The sequence below is a fragment of the Maridesulfovibrio ferrireducens genome (genome assembly GCF_016342405.1).
GTDB lineage: Bacteria > Desulfobacterota > Desulfovibrionia > Desulfovibrionales > Desulfovibrionaceae > Maridesulfovibrio > Maridesulfovibrio ferrireducens_A.
In genome coordinates this window covers 90557-111048 of record NZ_JAEINN010000006.1, presented here as the reverse complement: position 1 = coordinate 111048, position 20492 = coordinate 90557, and the positions used below count along the sequence as shown (strand labels likewise).

Sequence of the window (20492 nt, the reverse complement as noted above, 5' to 3'; positions counted from 1 at the left end):
TCACCCCTGTAGACAATAAACTTTGTGGACCGTTGTAGATCTATTTTTAAGACTGGAGACTCTGCTTCCGTTCTTTGCGCTTTTCTTTCCATTCCATGAATCCCATAAGAAGATCCCATTCGACCGGTATAATAAACAAAGTCAGGAATGTAGCAGTACAAAGCCCTGTTACGAAAGTTGATGCCATTGCTCCCCAGACCAGCGAATACGATGGAAAACCTATCGCCATCGGCAATAACCCGAGAGTTGTGGTCAATGTTGTAAGCAAAATCGGCCTGAGTCTTATTCTGACACCTTCACGGAGTGCTTCTTTGCGGCTCAATCCGGCCTGATAAAGTTTATTAATAAAATCTAATAACACTAGCGAATCATTAACAACAATCCCTGTGACTCCTACAGTTGCAATAAAGCTGTTCACCGTAAAAATGGTTTGCGACAGGAATGAGCCGAGTATAACCCCTGTCAGTGAAAAAACAACTGCGGAAAGTATGATCACGGGTTGGAGATATGATTGAAACTGAGTCGCTAAAATCAGATAAATTATCAATATTGCGGTAAAAAAAGCGTAGATAAGGGAAGTATACGATTTCCTTGTAGATTCAAATTCACCGGAAAAATTAATAGAGGCTCCGGGAAAATCTCCGCGCACGGATTCATAGAATTTTTTAATCCTGTTTACTGCTGTAGGTGAAGAAAGCCTTGAACCCGGTTTAATATTGGCTGTGATCGTCACTGCACGTTGACTCATAAACCTGTTGAACTGCCCCGGCTCCATATAAATAGAAGCCTTACACAAATCTCCGAGCCTAAGAGGGCTTTCGTGATGCTCCAGTACCGGAATGCTGAGAGCATCCTCAGGTGAAGTTAAAAATTCAGGATCTATCTTTAGACGCAGGTCTACATCTTCGTCAGCCAGTCTGAATTCCCCTACAAAACGACCATCCAAAACCGAGCCGGATAATCTTGCAACCTGCTTCGGGGTAAGCCCGTATTCTGCGACACGTTCATTTATGGGTAAAAATCTGAAGATTCTATTGGGAGTACCGTCATCTTTACCAAGGTTAACAAGCTCAGGCCCTAGTTCTTCATTTCCTTTTATAAAATCAAGTATTACTTTTGTCAGTCCCTGCACTGCCCCATGATCAGCGCCGAGCACTCTAATGTTTAAATCTTTTCCGGTGGGAGGTCCGTCTTTTTCAGGACGAACGCGAAGAGTCCAGCCCTCTTCACCGAATTTTTCAATTTCCTTTCTGATAAATTCCAAATGAGTTCCGGGATCATTTTCAGGAGCATCAGCAAAGACCTGTTTATTTTTTGCGGGCAGTTCAATTACTATATTGCCTAAATTGCTGCCATGCACCATTTCATAATCTTCATTTTGATAGAATCCGGCAAAAGCAGTAGCTGATTTAGACATGCCCGGTCCCATTTTTTCAATATACACCGACATTCTTTTCAACTTGTCAGATGTAATTTCAATGGGAGTTGCAACCGGACCTTCCATTTCAATATAATACAGGCTGTAATCATCGGGGAAAAACTTAATTTTAATCAACGGAATTGCACCGGAAACAGATACTCCCAGAATAAATATCGCCAGAACAAAAGCAGCAAAAACTACAGAGAGTGAAGTAAAACGGAACCGCATAACAAGTGAAAGCAATTTATCAGTCCAACGCCTTAAAGGACGCATAAAAACAGGCTCGTGTGCTAACTTATCATTTCCCTTGGAAAGTTTTTTAGCTCCCGGCCAATCGAGAAAATGAGAAGGAAGAATCACCAGACACTCAATCAGAGAAGCAATCAGCGCAAAGGTTACGGCTTTTGGAACCTGAGCAAAAAATTCACCTGTCGATCCGGACATAATCAACATGGGCAGAAAAGCTGCAATAGTCGTGGCGGTGGCTGAAATCACAGGCCAGAAAACCTCAGAAATTCCGTCTACTACCGCATCCCGTAGATTCTTACCTTCCTGAACATGACGGAAAATATTCTCAACGACTACGATTGCGTCATCAACAATTATTCCGCTGACCAGCACAAAGGAAAAAAGAGTAATCTGATTAAGAGAATTACCTGTAAGATGCATGATTGTCATAGTCACAAGAAAAGCAAAAGGAACTCCGATTGTAGTCAACATCGCATTACGGAACCCCATAACAAGATAGATCACCACAAAGACAAGCCCGATACCTACAAGCAGATTAAGTCCCAGCGTTTTCATGGCCTCATCAATATGAAGCCTCTGATCATTGGTCAGTACAAGTTTAACCCCTTCACGCTCAAGAGCTTCTTTAAATGAAGCTACGACAACTTCAACTTCTTCCGCAATCGTAACAGCGTTACCGTCTCGCGTTTTAACGATTTTAAGAGTTACGGCACTTTGACCGTTAATGGACGTTATCACCTGCGGATCACGGTACGAAACCCGCGCATCACTCATAACATCACCGATTGTTACAAACGAACCGTCTCCGTCCATGCGAATAATAGTCTCCGCGATCTCCTCTCTGGTACGAAACCGTTCATCAACAACAATTACATACTCTCCGGTATTAGAAACAAAGTCTCCGGCAGGAATAGAAATATTTGCATCTTCCAAAGCTCTGGCAGCATCTTCGAAAGTTATCTTAGTGCGAATTAATTTTTCAGGATCTAAATTTACATGAAATTCTCGAACATATTCGCCTTCAATCTTGACTTGATTGACTCCCGTAATTTTACGCAGCGGCACCTTCATTTCGTCCGCCATCATCGCAAGGGCACGGTTGGCCCTGTCACCCACAAGACATACCCTGATAACAGGTAGCCACTCACTCACATTAATTTCCATAAAGGACGGCGGGTCCATCTCTTTTGGCAGGTCATTTTGAATAGAAAGAACTCTGAAACGCAGTTCATCATAACTTGTTTTGTAATCTGTATCGTCGATGAATTTTACAAGAACACTCGACCGTTCTCGAAATGAGCGTGATCGGATGTATTCGACGTTCTCCAGATCATCAAGCGCGTCTTCAATCTTCTTTGTTACTAGAGCTTCAACGTCTGCGGGGGAAGCCCCCGGTAAGAATCCCGTGATCACAACCTTACCCATGTGAACATTCGGATAACGTTCAACAGGAAGATCATATGCACAGAAAAGACCGACCACCATCAGCAATATAAAAATTATATTTATAAAAACCGTCTGTTTCAGAGTAAACCGCATCAGCCCCTTCATGTGAAGGCTCCTTGTCAGATTGAAATTAACCTTGATAACCGTTCAAAAAATACTATGGCTTCAATAGAAACTGTTCACCAGCTTTGACGGCTCTTGAGGAGACACGGACTTTTCCATCCTTGGTTTTGCCAAGAACTAAAACTTTAACCCTTACGCCGTCGGGTCTGACAAGAAACCGGTCATCATACGCTTTAACAATCGCAGATTCGGGGGCAATCACAGAGCCTCCCTGATCAGGCATTTCTATCTTTAATTCTGTACGAAGCCCGCCTCTGAACTTAAAATCTCCGCTGGAAATTTCAAAATCTACATCAATTTTACGAGTTTCAGGATCAAAATCAGGAGAAATACGCTCAAGCTTTGCTTCAACAGATTTATCAATATCAGGGAGATCAAGAGTCACCTTGCCTTCCATTTTATTAATTTTTTCAAGTTCTTTCACTGTAAGGGCATAGGGAACTAAAAGAACTTTAAAATTACCGAGTTCTGCGACCTTTTCACCTTTAGTCACCCACTCTCCCGGCTCAATATAGCGCTTAACGACCTTCCACCCTACGGGAGCACGCAGGGTATAGCGGCGTAAATGCTCCTGATCAACGTTAAGTTTAAGTTGTAGCGATCTGAGAAGGCTTTCAGCGCTTTTAAGATTACGGATATGCAAATCAAGCTCAGACTGAGCGGCCGTATTCTTTTTAACCAGCTTAATATAACGCTCAGCCTCTTTATGATAATAATGCACATCGGACTGAAGCCTCTCGGTATCAGCCTTCAGCTGCGCGATTTCGAGCTTGATAAACTTTGGATCAAGATCAGCAAATAAGCCATCTGCACCTATTGTGTCTCCAATATCTGCATGAACATTGATACACATAGCGGACTCTTCACTCACCAGAGTCATTTCGACTCTCGGTCTAGTAAATCCGGTTAAAGATATAACCCGTGCAGCCGGTATGGCTTCAAAGACTTCCGGCGAGGAAGCCCCAACCGTTGTAGGAGTTGTCAGGCCAAGCAGCACAACCAAAAGAAAAGAAAGAAAAAAATCAATACAGCTATGTTTTATCTTCATATTGCTTAGCCTTTTTCAATTTTTCACGCTCAATTTGCGGAATAGTTATAAAATCTAAAACATCTTCAAAAATATTATCCATATCGATATCAGGTAAACAACATTGCAATTTGCCGGTTGCCGCCAGCGAAGCCAGCCCGTGAACAGAAGCCCACAAAGCCGCCACAGCCGTATCAACCGAAATATCTCCCACAACTCCGGTTGCAATACACTCGCGCACGGTCTCTTTAAAATTCAAGAAATTCTGATGAGGCTTGCCTAACCATTTTTCACAGGAACAAAACGATGGAGTCGCTTTGATAAAAAGAAGATCATAATATTCAGGCTCTTCCCGTGCAAAATTAAGATAAATACGCCCACCTTCTCTGACCCGCTGAAAAGGATCTTCAATATCTGGCAGATGCTTTTCCATTTGAGCAAACCTCTGATGTCCTTCCTCTCGAAGACAAAGAACAAGCTCTTCTTTGTTCTTAAAATAACGGTAAAGAGCAGCGGGGCTGTAATCTATCCGTGAAGCTATTTTGCGCATCGAAACATTATCAAAACCGTCCTTGGCAAAAAGCTCTTTTGCAGCATCTATAATCAGCTGCCGCATACGATCATGTTCTATTTTCTTTCTGGTGGATGTTGTCATAAGAATGGAAGTAGCAAGCAGTGCTCACTTTGTAAACGCTGTTCACTCTTTTTCAAGACAAAATATACATACAAAAGTCGCGGCTGACCTTACATTTTTGATCAATTGTCTTTGTAATGAATTAATTAATAAAGGAGGGTAAAATAAATGTAAAAGATATAAAAGTTAGGGATTTATAGTGTTGCTGCCGTTAAAAATAACCTGCCATAAACGTTCAAAGGCGTGCCCGGTGTTATTCGTATCACGGGGATCTGCTTCAATTATCGAAAGTGCTTTTTTATAAAAATCCAAGGGGCGGGTAAGAATTCGATCTCTTCGAACCATAAAAAGACCTGTAGCTGCGCTCGCAATAAATTGCTCAGGAGAGGTCCGGTTGAAAAGTTTTTCATACAAATCACCTACAGGAATATCTTTACCCCACCCTGACCATTTTCCTCTGCTTGCAGGATCAGACATTTGATGAGGTCTCCCTAAACGGTCACAACGGAGCCTGAACCAGGCAAATCCCTTAAAAGGAACATTTTTTGTAACCGTTGCCTGAATAAGGTTGACCAACGTAGTGCAATCAGCCCCCTCTTCCATATGAAAAAAGGGTGCACCCTGCAAAAACACCGTAAACTCTGGTAGATCAGAATAATTCCTTACAATATGAGTCAGATAAGTATGGGCCTCCCTGCCTATATTGGGTAAAGAAACTGCGCCTTCCACAACTGTTTCTCCCTTGTTATAAACAGTTGCGAAGCAATGAAGATCCTTAACCCATTCAAGATCTTCACTGTAACGAGCCACAACAGCCTGCACCTGCTCTTTGCTTAACTCGATTGTCATAACTGATTAGACTTGTTGCATGTAAGTGAAAGCGAACAGCTGCGTAAAACAAGAAAACCAAGAAGCCCTGCTACCGCGGAGGCTGCCAGAATACTGAACTTTGCATCCACAATAAATTCCGCATGATTTCCCCATGCAAGAGTGGCAATAAAAATAGACATGGTGAAACCGATACCGGCAAGTAGCGCTGCTCCTAAAAAATGTCCGGTCTGCATGGTCACAGGTCTATCCGCAATACCAATTTTAATAGCCACCCAGCTGGCCAGACAGATCCCGACAGTTTTACCAACAATAAGCCCAAAAAATATACCGATACTTACCGGGTGAAAAACATCAAGTCCGCCGCCGCTATCCGAAGAAAAACTTATTCCGGCATTTGCAAGAGCAAATATCGGCATAATAGCGAAGGCTACAAAATAATGAAGATTATGCTCAATCCTTTTCAAAGGGGGTGAAGCCATTAAAATATCATTGTGCATCTCCTCAAGCGAAGAAAGCATTTCCTTATTGGAAAGAGTAACCGGGCTCCTACCTCCTGCAAGTTCATATTCCATAAGACTTTTACGAATCGAAGAAACAAAATTTCCACAGCAAAGAGTTGTGGAAGCTGGAATTGTCATTGCTGCTAAAACTCCGGCAACCGTCGCGTGAACTCCGCTTTTTAAAAATGCGAACCACATAAAAACACCCAGAATTAGGTAAGGAAAAGGAGCTCTGCCCCCCATCCGGTTGAGCATGACCATCACCAGGAAAAATAAAAGTCCGAGACCTATGATCCAAAGAGATACACCAGAAGAATAAAAAATAGCGATAACCAGAATGGCCCCGATATCATCAACTATAGCGATTGCTGTTAGAAAAATTTTCAGACTGACGGGCACGCGGTCACCCAGCAGAGAAAGTACCCCGAGACTGAACGCAATGTCAGTCGCCATAGGAATGCCCCAACCGTGTACAGAAGACGTACCGTAATTGAAATAGGCATAGACAAGAGCAGGGACAACCATCCCCCCCACAGCTGCACAAATCGGTAATGATGCCTGCCTCAAGGAATTAAGCTCCCCGACTAAGACTTCACGCTTGATTTCAAGCCCCACCAAAAAGAAAAACACAGCCATAAGGCCGTCATTAATCCATAGAATTGCAGGCTTCGAAAGAATAAACTCCCCGGCTCCGACCGTAAGAGGAATATTTTTGAATTCTTCATAATAATGAGCCAAAGGGGAATTCGCCCATATCAAAGCAATAATAGTACAAAGTATAAGTACAACCCCACCGGATGATTCAATTTTTACAAATTGATTAAACGGCAGCAGCATTTTTTCAATAACAAGCAAATCTTCCTGAGTATGAATTTCCTGTTCACTCATAATCACTCCGTATTTTTTCAATAGCAATGAGACAAAACAAACTACGGGATACCAATAAAAAGCTCAATTATTCAATCAAAAAACTAAGAAAGCTTTTATTAATTTCGAACTCGCAGAAAAAAATAACTGGCATGTATTTAAATACATGCCAGTTATTTTTTTAGAGTAAAAGCGAAGCGTAAGTCTTCGTCAACCTACTGATTTGAGTGGGCTTCCGTAATTCTGGCTACAAGATAATCCTTCATAGCAGGGCTGTCTGCATCGAAACAATGCCCGTCTTCACCGAGCAGTCCACCGGGAACAAGATCACCAAGTTCGTCAGGGTCGGTTATTGTATCACCGAAAAAACAAACTGAAAGCCAGCGATCGGAAGGATCATCATCTATTACATCAACCATTACATAAAGAGGCCATTTGCTCTGCGTATTTTTTACTCCGCGAAGAGAATAAGTTACACCCGGTCTGGTTTTAAAAACCAGATCAGTTGCATCAAGTGATTCCAGCAAAGTTTTTAATGTAATAAATGTTTCTTTAACACCGGCGGGGTCTTGATCCCATTCGGCTATAAATTTATCAAGTTCCATTTCTAAGCTCCTTGTAAAATTCTTACCCATATATAACTTCAAATCGCCTTTAAGTTGCGACATTGATACTATTATGTCGAAATATGAGCAATGAGGATTTGACATTTACCTTTATTACATTGTAGAAAAATTTATCAATAACGGTAATAATCAGTCAATCGAGTACAGTTAATGAAATCAGCGAAAGACATTTTTTCAGAATATCTGTCCAAACAGAGACTTAAAATGACCCCTCAGAGACGAGCTATTCTTGAAGCTTTTCTTAATGAAGAAGGGCATATTTCGTCTGAAGAACTGTACAATCTTATCCGTAAAGAAGACTCTTCCATCGGACAGGCGACTGTTTACCGTACCCTAAAACTCCTAGCCGAATCCGGCATTGCTAAGGCTGTTGATTTCAATGATGGCGTGCTCCGTTATGAGCATAAATATGGTCATGATCATCACGACCATTTAGTTTGCGAACATTGCGGCAAGACCATTGAAGCCGTTGATCCTGAAATTGAACATCTTCAGGAAGAACTCGCAAAGAAGCACGGATTTGTGCTTACCCATCATGAAATGTACCTCTTCGGCGTTTGTAAGGAGTGTCAGGATAAAAGCGAATAAATCGCATTTACCTACAAGCACACTTAAAAGCGCCGCCTGAGACTCAGGCCGGCGCTTTTTTTCGCTTATAGGGACTAATTCAGATTGGTGAGTATCCGAAGTAATCTTTCCTTAAAAACTTTAAAATTCAAGCGGCTGCAAACGCCTACCAAATCAGAGGATTGTATGATGAAGCCTGATTTTGAAAAAATGAACGGACTCGTACCTGCCATAGCACAGGATGCCGAAACAGGAGAAGTCCTGATGATGGCATACATGAACGAGGAAGCATGGAACAAAACCCTTGAAACCGGTGATGCTCATTATTGGAGCAGAAGTCGTAACACCCTCTGGCATAAGGGCGGAACATCAGGCCATGTTCAGAAAATAAAGTCCATCAGAATTGATTGTGATGACGATACGTTAGTCTTGCTGATTGATCAGATCGGTGGAGCTGCGTGCCACAAAGGTTACAGAAGTTGTTTTTTCCGTGAACTTAAGGACGGCGCCGTTACAGAATGCGCGCCCTATATTTTTGACCCCAAGGAGGTTTACAAATAATGTCCAATATGCTCAAAATCGGCCTTCCTAAAGGCTCCCTACAAGATGCTACAATCAATCTTTTTGAAAAATCAGGCTGGAAAATAAATCTGCACCACCGCAATTATTTCCCGGATGTCAACGATGAGGAACTGACATGTGCCATGTGCCGTGCGCAGGAAATTTCTCAGTATGTTGAAAACGGAACTCTTGATGTAGGACTTACCGGAAAAGACTGGATCCTCGAAAATGAATCTGATGTTGTTGAAGTCTCAAGCCTTGTTTACTCCAAAGTAAGCAACCGCGCAGCACGCTGGGTTCTCGCTGTTGCAGGAGATTCTCCTTACCAGACAGCACAAGACCTTGCCGGCAAAAGAATCTCCACAGAACTTATGGGCTTCACCAAAAGATACTTTGAATCAATCAACGTTCCAGTTGAAGTTTCATACTCATGGGGCGCAACAGAAGCGAAAGTTGTAGAAGGGCTTTGCGATGCTATCGTTGAAGTTACCGAAACAGGTACAACCATCAAAGCAAACGGACTTCGCATTATATCCGACCTGATGTCCACAAACACCATGCTGATTGCCAACAAAAAAGCATGGGCTAACCCTTGGAAACGTAAAAAGATTGAAAACATCAATTTACTTCTACAGGGCGCACTTAAAGCTCAGAAAATGGTCGGCCTTAAGATGAATATGCCTAAAGCTATTCTTCCCGAAGCAATGAAAGTTATGCCAAGCCTGAACTCTCCTACTGTTTCAGAGCTTTCCGATGCAGCATGGGTTTCAGTTGAAATCATGATAGAAGAAGTTGCTGTCCGCGAACTCATCCCTGAACTCATAACAATGGGCGCAGAAGGAATTATTGAGTATCCGCTTAATAAAGTAATCTAACATACTATATTTAAAGGGGAAGACTTTCTTCCCCTTTAATCAAACCATTCATTTAATCACTCCGGATACAACTTCAAGCTGATAAAACTCTGGCGGACCGTATTTAAATCGTGCAAACTGATTTAAACGCGTCAGATGTGATTTTTACTTAAATAATATTTCGATGGCTCCCTCTATCATATGTACAAGCTGCTAATATTCATATTCATCCTCTTTCTGATATTCGGGTACCGGAGAAAACAGAAACTCAAAGGCGGCATCAATATCAACACTATTTTGATGGCGGCGCTGGCTGTTCTTTTCATAATTTCCCTGCTTACACGCTTTCAAAATTGATTCCCCTGCTGACTCAGCTTTGAATAAAAAAACGATCCAATTTTAAGAGGTCATCAATGAAAATATCCGCATGTTCATTAGATTGCCCCGACAGCTGTTCATTCGTAGTTGAAACGGAAAACAATAAGATCATCCTGAAAGGCAATCCTGAACATCCCGTTACCAATGGATTTATATGTGCAAAAGGAAAAAACCTTTTAAAACGCATCAATCATCCAGATAGAATTACTAATCCCCTATTAAAAAGAAACGGCTCCTTTGAGCTGATCTCATGGGAAAAAGCTTTTAGACTCTGCGCTGACAAACTCAATTCATTAGATCCTCAAGAAATTCTGCATGTCCGTGGTTACGGCTATAGAGGCGTGCTTGCTGATGCCAGCAATATTTTTTTCAGAACACTTGGAACTCTTGAAACTTACGGGTCCCTTTGCGACGAAGCCGGATGTGAAGCAATAGTCAGAGCCTTCGGGTCGCTTGAGCAAAACGATTTATCTGAACTCAGCAATGCCGATATAATAATCAACTGGGGCAAAGATCTTTCCCGAAGCTCTCTTCACACCGCTGCGTATATCAAAGATGCCATAAAAAAAGACAAACTTGTTATTTCCATTTCTCCGGGCGGCGACGGCAACGAAAAATTCAGTGACAAAATCATCACAATCCGGCCCGGCACAGACAGATTTCTGGCAGCAGCGTTAATCAAAATTTTACTTGAATCAAATAAAATAAGCTCTAGCTTAATTAAAAAAAGCAGCGGATTTGAACTGTTCAAAAAGCTCATTCAAACCTTTGATCTCAATAATCTATCTGAACTCTGCGGAGTAGATTTAAAAACTATTCGAGAACTTAGTAAGATCTATATATCGAACAAAAAAGTATCGTCGCTTATCGGTTGGGGAGTGCAAAGACACACCTTTGGAAGTGAAAACATTTCCTATATCTGCTCACTATGCGCGCTAAGTGGACAAATGGGAAAATCCGGGACAGGCTTTTATTATAACATTTCATCAGGCCGAAATTTTTCATCATGGGCGGCTACTCCCGAAACAAAAAACGATAACAATGTTCTCCTGCAAAAACTTGAAAGCGAACTAGCGAAGAGAGAAAAAAAAGTAAAATTTATCTGGATTGACGGTACGAATTTGGCAAACCAAACTCCGAATTGTGAATCCACCGCCCGCACCCTTGAAAACTGCGAATTTGTTGTAACAGTTGACGCTTTCATGAATGACACCGCCATGCGTTCTGATTTAATCCTGCCTTGCGCCCTGACCATGGAACGTGATGAAATTATTGGCAGTGCGCTTCACAATTACGTCAACTGGTCTGCAAAAGTTTTAACTCCGCGAGGCTCAGTAAAATCTGATTTTGAAATAATCAAAACACTGGCAGCTATGGTTTTGGACAAAAACCTGATTCCGGAAGCTGAACTTTGTTTTGAAAAAGCACTTAAATCTTCAACCACCCTTTTTACCTTTGAACAACTAAAGGAAAAAGGATTTGCGAAATGTGACTGGCCTTCAATTGCGTACGAAAGCTTCAATTTTAAATCCAATAATGGGAAGTTTACGCTTCCCAAAAAGCTCAGTGTCGAAGAATCAAACGGGAAAGGCTTTAATTTATTATCCCTGCTCAGAAAAAATTACTTACATTCACAAATCCCAGAAGAACATCAAGCCGGAACACCTGAACTTATCATATCTCCCGAATCTCCAAACCTTAATGACTTAAAAGAAGGAGAGAAGGCCATGCTGACCACAAAACTTGGCAGCATGAAAATTAAAATATGTTTTGACGAAACAATACACCCGGACGCTGCAATCATCAGAAGAGGCGGCTGGTTGAAACATGATCACAGCTCTAACAAAATTATAGAACCGCTGATTACAGATTTAGGATTCGGAACAGCTTACTACAGTCAGAAAGCGTGGCTTGAAAGGATATAGGCAAAGACACTCCCTATTGACCTGTCAGACGATTACAGTTATCGATAACCCATAAAGAATAAAAATTTCACTGCATCGCACTCTGAAGGCGACGATCTACCTCCCATAGATCGTTCCTAAATAGACAGAATGCGGTATTGGACGGAACCGGAAAGGGTTTTTATTCGCGCCTCAGTTATATGGGTACCCGACTCAAAAGAACTAAACGCGAAATCCTGAATCCGGTCCGTCCTGCCCCATTAAGATTCAACCTAAAAAAAACTCAAAAACAGGATAATCCTGACCGATGGGCACAGACACACTCACACACAAAGACCTCGCCGCGACCTCAGGCGTGTCTGTCACCACAATTAAAAGCTATCGTAAAAAATTCCCTGAATTCTTCCTGATTGCCGGACACGGTAAACCTTTGCGATTCAAAAAAGGCGCGGACAAACTTTGTTTGCGGATAAAAGAACTATTTGAGAAAAACCTATCGACAAAGCAGATTCGCGACAAACTTCTTGTAGAATTTGAGTCTGTTAAAGAGAATCATCACCTATCGGTAACCACAGAACCAAAAGATAATTCTAGTCTAGAACTAGAAAAACTTACCCGCATAACAATGCAAATGATGAATGGCATGGCAGGACTTGTAACTGCTCAGGCAAAAGCCGAACAGCGCCTTGGAAAGATTGAAAAAGGGTTATTTAAGCTTATAGAAAAACATGATTCGAATAACTCTGATAATGAACACTTAATCTCAGAGATTAAAAATATTTTTTCCTCCGCTACCGGTTTACCCCAACCTGAGAGAGTTACCGCCAAAAAACTTATTACTATCAAAAAAGACCATGGCGATTCCAGTTCGTACACTCTGGAATCAGACTCCAGTCAGATTTATCCTGAAAAAGACTTCCTTGAACTTCCAGTTGTAATCCACTCTGAAAACGGTGATTTTCTGGGTATGCCGGGAAAACCCGGCCAGCCTTTTACACTTAAAGAGCTGGTTGAACTCATAACAACTAAAAAAGCTCTCAATTCGAATAAAATATGGCGTAAAGAAGGACGTGAATGGATTCTTTCTTTTAAATCCCCTACAGGTCCACTCCACGAGCTTTTTTTCCAACGCACAAAAACACCTAAAGGAAACATCGTTTCCTTCTTTAACCGCCTGGATATCAATTCCGAATCTAAAGACCAAATCTTCCTTCTTTCGTTCTTCCGTGAAGTTCGTGACCTGATTGATGAAACATAACTTTCCCACTTAAAAATTGTATTAATATCGTTTGCAAAAAGACCGTTGACTCAGCTATAATCTAATGATTAGTAAAGCCTTCATCTTTTTTTTGAATATATGACAATACGTTAAACATATTTTGACGACGTCAACACATACTAAACATAACTTCTTCAATCAGGAGGAAAGCAACTATGGATGCACCTATCTTTAATTGCAAAAATGCAGATGATGTTCTTAAAGCTGTACGAGACTACAATATCAGCTTTGTTCAGTTCTGGTTTGTAGACATTCTCGGAACACTGAAAAGCTTTCAGATCACTCCTAAAGAACTAGAATCAGCATTTGAGGAAGGAATGGGGTTTGACGGCTCCTCCATTCTTGGGTTCACCAGAATCGAAGAATCAGACATGATCGCATTGCCTGACCCTAAAACTTTTCAAATATGTTCCTGGAGACCATCCCAACGCCCTGTTGCCCGTATGTTCTGCGACATTCAAAACCCCGACGGAACTCCTTACGAAGGAGACAGCAGATGGGTACTCAAAAAAACCCTCAATAAAGCCGCTGACAAGGGATACACTTTCTATGTCGGACCGGAGCTGGAATTTTTCTTATTCGCTAATGAAAAGGGTACCCAAATAATCGATAAGGGCGGATATTTTGATGCCCCCCCTCTTGATCTTGGTAATGATATCCGCCGCGACATCATCTTTTCTCTCGAAGAAATGGGATATGATGTCGAATACAGCCATCACGAAGTAGCTCCGAGCCAGCATGAAATTGACCTTCGCTATTCTGAATGTATGAGAATGGCTGATATCGCCATGACTTACCGTGTAATAGTAAAAAAAGTCGCCCGCAAACACGGTATCTACGCGACCTTTATGCCTAAACCTATGTATGGCGTTAACGGTTCCGGTATGCACGTTCACCAATCTCTGTTTAAAAACGGAAGAAATGTATTTTTTGATCCCAATGATGAATACCATCTCAGTCCTGAAGGAAAAAGCTACATTGCAGGAATTTTAAAGCATTGTCCGGAATTCACTTGCGTAACGAATCAGTGGGTAAACTCTTACAAACGCCTTGTTCCGGGCTATGAAGCGCCAGTCTACGTAGCATGGGCCAGAAAAAACCGCTCTACGCTTGTACGCGTTCCTATGTATAAACCGGGTAAAGAATGCGCGACCAGAATGGAACTGCGTTCTCCTGATCCGGCAGCAAATCCATATCTATGCTTTGCTGTTATGCTGGCTGCAGGCCTTAAAGGAATAGAAGAAGAGTACAAACTTCCGGACCCCATTGAAGGAAACGTTTTCGCAATGGATGCTCCAACCCTTGAAGAACATGGAATAACGGCTCTTCCCGGTAACTTATATGAAGCTGCTGTGGCTATGAAAAAGAGTGAATTGGTCAAAGAATGTCTCGGCGAACACATTCATACCAATTTATACAAAAATAAAATTAAAGAATGGGATGCCTACAGGACTCAAATCACTGAGTACGAACTCAAAACATACCTGCCCGTTCTTTAAATCTCACGATTACGAAGAACATATTAAATCCCTTCCGTGTCATGCGGGAGGGATTTTGAGTTTATAAACAATGGAGAAAGCTTTCATGATCAAAATATCCGACCTGAACACCGATCAAAGGCTTGAATCACTGACCTTGATGCCGGATTACTATCTTCAGGAAATATTCACCCGCGATATCAGTAATGAAACAACTGCAAAAATTCTCGTTATTCTTTCAGAACAATCAAAAGAAATAATCCTTTCAAATCTGAATACCGTCCGCAAAGAAAAAATTTCTTCCTTGCTTGAATCTTATTTTTCAGAACAATTATCACTTAGCACCATTGAAATTGAGCAAGCCTGCGAAGCATTACTTGATCGTGTAGAAAATCTTGTAAAATCCGGATTTATAAGACCGGCCCCGACTGTTGAGATAGATGATTCTTTTTTTGATCTGTCAGCAGAAATCAAACATTTCTCAGACTCACTTCCAAGATTTGATTTTAACCAAAATGATTTACATGATCTTATTTCGTGGTGGAATCTGGCGGCTAAAAACAGCAAAAAACTTTTCGGCAGGAAACCTGAAGTTCAAAACCTCATTTTAGAGCGGCTGGACGACACATTCAGCTCATCAATTTTCAGATTATCAATTGATGACGCTAGTGACATGCTTGTTCTTAAAGAATCAAAAAAATTACGCACTCGAATTCTCGAAGACTATAAAAAACGGGTGGACCTGATTGAAATTTTCTTTCTTTCGATAAACAGCAAGCAAGACTCAAACGAAATTGCTTCAAAGTTGGCCGCATTCTTTCCAGACAATGCAGCGATGCTGAGCCGTTTATTAAAACACGGACCGCTTCTGCTTTATCCTGCGGTAAAAGGCCGCCTTCCGCCCGAAGATATTGCAATGAGTCTTTTCAAACTGAAGCTTATTGAAGATGAAAACGGGCAAGCGGAAATGGAAAAATACACCCAAAAGTTTGATGACCAATTTTTCAACAAAGGATTGTCACTGATTCTTGCAAAGATGGATGAAAAATATCTGCGAAAAATATTAGCCGAGCGCAAAAAAGCGTATACTTTGGAGCTTGAAATTAAAATGAAAATGATAACTGACGCTATAATATGTATTAGAAACAACGTCAGCCCATATATATTGCTCGAGCTTATGAGCAGCTATACTGTCTACGATTTTCAGGAATAACGAAGGGGTGATGACCTTCAATCAAACTATTTCCCGCTGATACTGTATTTTTTCAGCTTATACTGAAGCAGACTTTTAGAAAGTCCAAGCATTTCAGCGGCATCAACTTTCACAAAATTACTTTGAACCAAGGCTCTGCGAACAAGAGTTGCCTCAATTTTATCTAAGGCCTGAGCCAGGTTGATTTTAGTAGGTAATAAATCGACAGCGCTTTTAAACTGTGCTTCTTCGTCTTTAATTTCAGCGGGCAGATCATCCGTATTGATAACCGTTCCGGAAGTAAGAACAACGCAGCGTTCAATAACATTTTGAAGCTGACGAACATTTCCCGGCCATTCATAAGCGGACATGTAGTCCATCGCAGCAGGTGAAAATCCTTCAAACTTTTTATTATTCTCCGCTGAATACTTAGCTAAAAAATGATCAATCATAAAAGGAATATCTTCTCTGCGCTCACGAAGCGGAGGAAGTTCAATACTCACAACATTGAGTCTGTAATAAAGATCTTCGCGGAAAGTTCCATTCTCAACAGCTTCCTTTAAATTTTTATTAGTCGCAGCAACAATTCGGATATTTATTTTTATAGACTCAACTCCGCCTACCCGTTCAATTGTTTTTTCCTGCAATACTCTTAGAAGCTTAACCTGCATGTCATGCGAAAGTTCGCCTATCTCATCAAGAAAAAGTGTTCCCTTGTCCGCCATTTCAAAGCGTCCGCGCCTAAGAGCTACAGCGCCGGTAAAAGACCCTTTTTCATGACCGAAAAGCTCACTTTCAAGCACTCCAGCACTTAGAGCCATGCAGTTTACTGATATAAAAGGATTATCACAACGCGGAGAAGACTGATGTAGAGCCTGAGCTACCAATTCCTTACCGGTACCGGATTCTCCTGTAATAAGAACAGTCGAATTGCCCGGAGCGGCTTTTTGAATCATCTCAAAAACCTGAAGCATCGGTTTTGAACGACCAATTATATTGTTCGGAGAGTAGCGATCTTTAATCTGTTCGCGAAGCATTCTGTTTTCACGCTGCGTTTTCGCGAACTGGGCGGCCTTTGTTACTGAGAGCATCAGCTCTTCATTGGCAAAAGGCTTGGTAATATAATCAAAGGCCCCTATTTTCATAGCTTCAACGGCTGACTCAATTGAACCAAACGCAGTCATAATGATCACAGGAATATGGGAAAAATTCTTTTTAACATGCTCAAGAACATCGCGTCCGGTGAGCTTCGGCATCTTCATATCAGTTATAACCAGATCCACTTCTGATTCATCGAGAAAAGCCAGACCTGTTTCGGGGTCTGAAAGCGCAGTAATATTATATCCCTCATCGGAAAGCATAGCTTCAAGAATGAGGAGGTAATTCTGTTCATCGTCCAATATCAAAATGTTAGTAGCCATAAATTATTACTCTATCCAAAATTTTTAAATCAGCACCGATAAAAGTGCTAGCAATCATGTTTTGCAGATAAAAAGACTTCTATCCGCGCGCCGCCTTCAGGATTATTCCCTACAGTTAATCTTCCCTCATGGTTTTCCACAATATTACTTACAATTGCAAGCCCGAGACCCGTTCCGCTGTCTTTAGTTGTAAAGAAAGGATCTTTAACTTTATCGATTATATCAGCGTTAAAGCCCGGTCCTGTGTCTGAAAAAACAATTGATAATCCATCTGCAACTTCATTGATAGAAATACGTATACTGCCGTCCTTCTCTATGGCCTGCACAGCATTCCCGACAAGGTTGTAAAAAGCGCGATAAAGCAAATCCTCATCAGCACATATTTTATGACCATGCGCATATTCAAGCTTAATCTCAATACCGCTTTCATGACATTTCGGTTCTAAAAAAGTAGCTATTTTATCAAGTAAATCAGAAGGATCAATTAAAACAAACGTTAATTTACGAGGCCTTGCGTAATCAAGAAAATCGCTGACAGTACGGCTGAGCCTTTTACACTCTTCATGAATAGCCGAAAGAATTCTCGTATTCATCGGATCGACATCTTTCATTCTTTTAAGAAGCAGCTCTGAACTGGAACTTATTATTCCTAAAGGATTACGTATTTCATGCGCAACACCCGAAACCATACGCCCAATACTTGCAAGCTTTTCACTTTGATTCAGCTCCCTTTCGAAAGTCTGCCTGTCTTTCATCCGCTGTGCATTAATGATATCTGCACGCTTGATAATCATCATGATGGTAGCAAATAAAATCAACGCTGAACAACACGATGTAAAGAGTATCAGCCTCTCAAAATTTATAACTGACTGGTAATCTTCAGTAATATCTTGAGTTAAAACCAAGGCTCCCATAATGATATTTTCATCAATATTCAAACTCTGTTCTGAACGCAGAGGATAAACTATCTTCAAAAGCATTGTTCCCGGACGCATATTAAAATCAAAAATAGCGCCTATCGCAGACTTTTTACTTATAAATTCATATTTCGGCTTACCGCTTTCAAGAACGGATTTAATAACTTCACCGCCTAAATCGTCTTTCCCTATATTCTCTTTATTCAATGAATACGAAATAATAAGGCTGGGATCATAAATACGCACTTCACTGACTTTATAACTATGAACAGTAGAACGAATTACCTGATCCAGACGGTCCATCTGTTCTTCGTTTTTTAACCCGATTTTACCATAACCTATGATCGTCGGCAGAATAAAACGCCTATATATCTGATGATTAAGGTTTTCAGCCTGTAACAGTGCAAATTCCTTATGCTTTTCAAGAAGGGTTTCATCTGCATGCTTCGCAAGAAAAACAGAAAGGCCCAAGCTGCTTGCTACAATGACTACCAGCAAAGTCCATGATAGCAATTTAACCAGCTGAAAAGACTGCATCTGCGGATCTTTAGATTTAGAATCCAAGTGTTGAGGCTCCTTATTTAAAGGCAATAATGCCGACTTTACCCTTTAAGAATCATAGTTATGGCAAACTGATTTCATTATTCAACCTAATCCTGTGAAATCATCTTTATAAGCCTTATGCAACAAAATCAAATCGGTCATCCATTAATATGAACGACCGATTTTTATATATCTTACCAAATAGGGTTTCCAAAGGGGATTATCCCCTTTGGTCCAGCTGAAAGCGAAATCATTTCTCAAATCTTAAAAAATCTGTTCTTCGCGTTTGGTGCTCAAAAAAGCTTCCAGATCATTTTTTTCTTCCTGCAATCCATCTGCTCCTAAACGAGCTTTGGCAAGACGCTTTCCAAGTTCAACTGCCGGCTGATCAATCGGATTAATACCCATCATCCAGCCTGTGAAAATGGTTGCCGCCATAAGAACCCCCATCAATCGTCCGGCTGATTCTTCGGAAGCCTCAGCCATCTTAAATTCTACTAAAGGAACATCGTTGGCCGACAGGGCCATTTTTGTTCCTAGCCCTTCAGCGTGAATCAAATCGCCAAAACTTTTTCCTTTGATATATGAAAATTTATCCGGGATATCCTCAAGGAACTTTTCTCCGTGAGGAAGTGAATCACAGGTTAAAAACAAACACCCCTTGTTCCGCGGCCCGTCTAAAAACATCTGATTAACAGAATGCTGATCAGTTGCACCGACTGCCGGAATAGGTTGACTACCCTTACCTTCCTTACCTAAACTTTCAGCCCATAGCTGGGCAAACCATTGTCCGAAACAAGCCCACTGAGGGATATAAGAGAAAAATATCAGCTCATTATAACCTTTTTCCATCAATGCGGCATTCCAGCAGGCTATTTTATATGATGGATGGTTAAGAAGTGTCTCAGCATCAAGAGTGGAAGACGCAAGCGGAGACAATACAGCGGAAGCTCCTTCCACCAACGAACGATAATCAATTCCCATAAACATTGCAGGAAGCAATCCCACAGCCGAGAGAACAGAATACCTTCCGCCAAGATTGTCGGGAACGTCTAAAGTACGAATAGAAAGCTCATCAGCCTGTTCACGAAGAAAACCGCTTTTCTTGTCTGTTACAAACAAAAAATTGCGATTCCATTTCTCGCCCAGCTTCTTCTGCATCTTTTTACGGATTAGAAAATATTGGCTGATAGTTTCAATTGTCCCGCCAGATTTGGAAACAACTGCAACTAAAGTTTTTTCAAGAGGAAGTTTTTCAAGATAAGATTCAAGGGTCTTGGCGCAGACATTATCGCCTATCCAAAACCAGGGGCCTTTGTGACAGGGTTCATCCTGCTCTGAGAAAAAAGCTTTCTGCAATGCTCTTGCTCCGAGGGCGGAACCGCCGATTCCGAGCAGCAACATGTGATCAAAGCCTTTAACGTAGTCCTCAAGACCTTCAAGATCATATAGAAGTTCCGCCATGTACGGCATGGAACAAAATGGTAATTTACCTTCGGCAACTTCTTTGCTGAATCTGGCGGAAATTGCATCCGCAGAAGCATACTTTGATTTTATATCAAGCTTATCCTGCCAACTGTCAGTCCAGTCAATAATGTTCGCTGCCATACTCGATCTCCGCGATTAAGGGTTCGTAAGCCTCTCCCGGAAAGATTTAATCTTTTCCGGGAGAGGT

17 protein-coding genes are annotated in these 20492 nt (G+C 41.3%); 7 read left to right on the top strand and 10 right to left on the bottom strand.

All coding sequences use genetic code 11. The annotated features are described in order from the left end of the window. Positions 1 to 46 precede the first annotated feature (46 nt). The 6 genes from JEY82_RS08320 to JEY82_RS08295 all read right to left on the bottom strand — a co-directional run bounded on the left by JEY82_RS08320 (position 47) and on the right by JEY82_RS08295 (position 7702). Complete coding sequence (locus JEY82_RS08320) at positions 47 to 3220, bottom strand: efflux RND transporter permease subunit (RefSeq protein ID WP_304084820.1); 3174 nt, start codon at positions 3218 to 3220, stop codon at positions 47 to 49. Positions 3221 to 3272: 52 nt separating this feature from the next. Further along, entirely contained in the window at positions 3273 to 4286 is a 1014-nt protein-coding gene (locus JEY82_RS08315) for an efflux RND transporter periplasmic adaptor subunit (protein WP_304084819.1), read from the bottom strand. Next, positions 4270 to 4881 carry a TetR/AcrR family transcriptional regulator gene (locus JEY82_RS08310; protein ID WP_304084817.1) on the bottom strand — a complete coding sequence of 204 codons (612 nt, stop codon included), beginning with the start codon at positions 4879 to 4881 and terminating at the stop codon, positions 4270 to 4272. The genes JEY82_RS08315 and JEY82_RS08310 overlap by 17 nt, the downstream gene beginning before the upstream one ends. A 204-nt stretch (positions 4882 to 5085) precedes the next feature. After that, positions 5086 to 5748: a DUF3431 domain-containing protein gene (locus JEY82_RS08305; RefSeq protein WP_304084815.1), complete on the bottom strand. Its 663-nt coding sequence runs from the start codon at positions 5746 to 5748 to the stop codon at positions 5086 to 5088. Next, complete coding sequence (gene nhaA / locus JEY82_RS08300; RefSeq protein WP_304084813.1) at positions 5745 to 7118, bottom strand: Na+/H+ antiporter NhaA; 1374 nt, start codon at positions 7116 to 7118, stop codon at positions 5745 to 5747. The genes JEY82_RS08305 and nhaA overlap by 4 nt, the downstream gene beginning before the upstream one ends. A 194-nt stretch (positions 7119 to 7312) precedes the next feature. Continuing rightward, positions 7313 to 7702 (bottom strand): hypothetical protein, encoded by a 390-nt coding sequence (locus JEY82_RS08295; RefSeq protein WP_304084811.1) that lies wholly within the window; start codon positions 7700 to 7702, stop codon positions 7313 to 7315. A 171-nt stretch (positions 7703 to 7873) separates the two neighbouring features. Here JEY82_RS08295 and JEY82_RS08290 point away from each other — a divergent pair, with 171 nt between their 5' ends. From JEY82_RS08290 to hisG, 3 genes are all read left to right on the top strand, one after another. Further along, positions 7874 to 8311: a Fur family transcriptional regulator gene (locus tag JEY82_RS08290; protein WP_304084810.1), complete on the top strand. Its 438-nt coding sequence runs from the start codon at positions 7874 to 7876 to the stop codon at positions 8309 to 8311. Between the two features lie 165 nt (positions 8312 to 8476). Next, a complete protein-coding gene (gene hisI / locus JEY82_RS08285) occupies positions 8477 to 8851 on the top strand; it encodes a phosphoribosyl-AMP cyclohydrolase (protein WP_092158000.1) in 375 nt (124 codons plus the stop codon). Then, positions 8851 to 9726: an ATP phosphoribosyltransferase gene (gene hisG, locus JEY82_RS08280; RefSeq protein ID WP_304084806.1), complete on the top strand. Its 876-nt coding sequence runs from the start codon at positions 8851 to 8853 to the stop codon at positions 9724 to 9726. Before hisI ends, hisG begins: the two co-directional genes overlap by 1 nt. A 192-nt stretch (positions 9727 to 9918) precedes the next feature. Here the strand turns inward: hisG and JEY82_RS08275 are convergent, their stop codons facing one another. Then, positions 9919 to 10056: a hypothetical protein gene (locus tag JEY82_RS08275; RefSeq protein ID WP_304084804.1), complete on the bottom strand. Its 138-nt coding sequence runs from the start codon at positions 10054 to 10056 to the stop codon at positions 9919 to 9921. A gap of 62 nt (positions 10057 to 10118) precedes the next feature. On the opposite strand from JEY82_RS08275, the gene JEY82_RS08270 reads away from it, so the two are divergent. From JEY82_RS08270 to JEY82_RS08255, 4 genes are all read left to right on the top strand, one after another. Then, positions 10119 to 12008 carry a molybdopterin-dependent oxidoreductase gene (locus tag JEY82_RS08270; RefSeq protein WP_304084801.1) on the top strand — a complete coding sequence of 630 codons (1890 nt, stop codon included), beginning with the start codon at positions 10119 to 10121 and terminating at the stop codon, positions 12006 to 12008. A gap of 286 nt (positions 12009 to 12294) precedes the next feature. After that, positions 12295 to 13245 (top strand): hypothetical protein, encoded by a 951-nt coding sequence (locus tag JEY82_RS08265; RefSeq protein ID WP_304084799.1) that lies wholly within the window; start codon positions 12295 to 12297, stop codon positions 13243 to 13245. A 176-nt stretch (positions 13246 to 13421) separates the two neighbouring features. Next, complete coding sequence (locus tag JEY82_RS08260) at positions 13422 to 14765, top strand: glutamine synthetase family protein (protein ID WP_304084797.1); 1344 nt, start codon at positions 13422 to 13424, stop codon at positions 14763 to 14765. A gap of 85 nt (positions 14766 to 14850) precedes the next feature. Continuing rightward, positions 14851 to 15957, top strand: a complete 1107-nt coding sequence (locus JEY82_RS08255; protein ID WP_304084795.1) for a hypothetical protein — start codon at positions 14851 to 14853, stop codon at positions 15955 to 15957. A 26-nt stretch (positions 15958 to 15983) separates the two neighbouring features. On the opposite strand, the gene JEY82_RS08250 is transcribed toward JEY82_RS08255, so the two are convergent. The 3 genes from JEY82_RS08250 to JEY82_RS08240 form a co-directional block, all read right to left on the bottom strand. Beyond that, entirely contained in the window at positions 15984 to 17357 is a 1374-nt protein-coding gene (locus JEY82_RS08250; protein WP_304084792.1) for a sigma-54 dependent transcriptional regulator, read from the bottom strand. 47 nt (positions 17358 to 17404) lie between these two features. Beyond that, positions 17405 to 18838, bottom strand: a complete 1434-nt coding sequence (locus tag JEY82_RS08245) for an ATP-binding protein (RefSeq protein ID WP_304084790.1) — start codon at positions 18836 to 18838, stop codon at positions 17405 to 17407. A 243-nt stretch (positions 18839 to 19081) separates the two neighbouring features. Beyond that, positions 19082 to 20425, bottom strand: a complete 1344-nt coding sequence (locus JEY82_RS08240) for a glucose-6-phosphate isomerase (protein WP_304084787.1) — start codon at positions 20423 to 20425, stop codon at positions 19082 to 19084. Between the last annotated feature and the right edge of the window lie 67 nt (positions 20426 to 20492).

What these genes read in the sequence shown, in the direction of transcription:
- hisI (WP_092158000.1), top strand. Translation starts at nt 8,477, where the DNA reads ATGATGAAGCCTGATTTTGAAAAAATGAACGGACTCGTACCTGCCATA.
- JEY82_RS08240 (WP_304084787.1), bottom strand. Translation starts at nt 20,425, where the DNA reads ATGGCAGCGAACATTATTGACTGGACTGACAGTTGGCAGGATAAGCTT.
- JEY82_RS08310 (WP_304084817.1), bottom strand. Translation starts at nt 4,881, where the DNA reads ATGCGGCAGCTGATTATAGATGCTGCAAAAGAGCTTTTTGCCAAGGAC.
- hisG (WP_304084806.1), top strand. Translation starts at nt 8,851, where the DNA reads ATGTCCAATATGCTCAAAATCGGCCTTCCTAAAGGCTCCCTACAAGAT.
- JEY82_RS08250 (WP_304084792.1), bottom strand. Translation starts at nt 17,357, where the DNA reads ATGGCTACTAACATTTTGATATTGGACGATGAACAGAATTACCTCCTC.
- JEY82_RS08255 (WP_304084795.1), top strand. Translation starts at nt 14,851, where the DNA reads ATGATCAAAATATCCGACCTGAACACCGATCAAAGGCTTGAATCACTG.
- JEY82_RS08295 (WP_304084811.1), bottom strand. Translation starts at nt 7,702, where the DNA reads ATGGAACTTGATAAATTTATAGCCGAATGGGATCAAGACCCCGCCGGT.
- JEY82_RS08290 (WP_304084810.1), top strand. Translation starts at nt 7,874, where the DNA reads ATGAAATCAGCGAAAGACATTTTTTCAGAATATCTGTCCAAACAGAGA.
- JEY82_RS08270 (WP_304084801.1), top strand. Translation starts at nt 10,119, where the DNA reads ATGAAAATATCCGCATGTTCATTAGATTGCCCCGACAGCTGTTCATTC.
- JEY82_RS08315 (WP_304084819.1), bottom strand. Translation starts at nt 4,286, where the DNA reads ATGAAGATAAAACATAGCTGTATTGATTTTTTTCTTTCTTTTCTTTTG.
- nhaA (WP_304084813.1), bottom strand. Translation starts at nt 7,118, where the DNA reads ATGAGTGAACAGGAAATTCATACTCAGGAAGATTTGCTTGTTATTGAA.
- JEY82_RS08260 (WP_304084797.1), top strand. Translation starts at nt 13,422, where the DNA reads ATGGATGCACCTATCTTTAATTGCAAAAATGCAGATGATGTTCTTAAA.
- JEY82_RS08320 (WP_304084820.1), bottom strand. Translation starts at nt 3,220, where the DNA reads ATGAAGGGGCTGATGCGGTTTACTCTGAAACAGACGGTTTTTATAAAT.
- JEY82_RS08265 (WP_304084799.1), top strand. Translation starts at nt 12,295, where the DNA reads ATGGGCACAGACACACTCACACACAAAGACCTCGCCGCGACCTCAGGC.
- JEY82_RS08305 (WP_304084815.1), bottom strand. Translation starts at nt 5,748, where the DNA reads ATGACAATCGAGTTAAGCAAAGAGCAGGTGCAGGCTGTTGTGGCTCGT.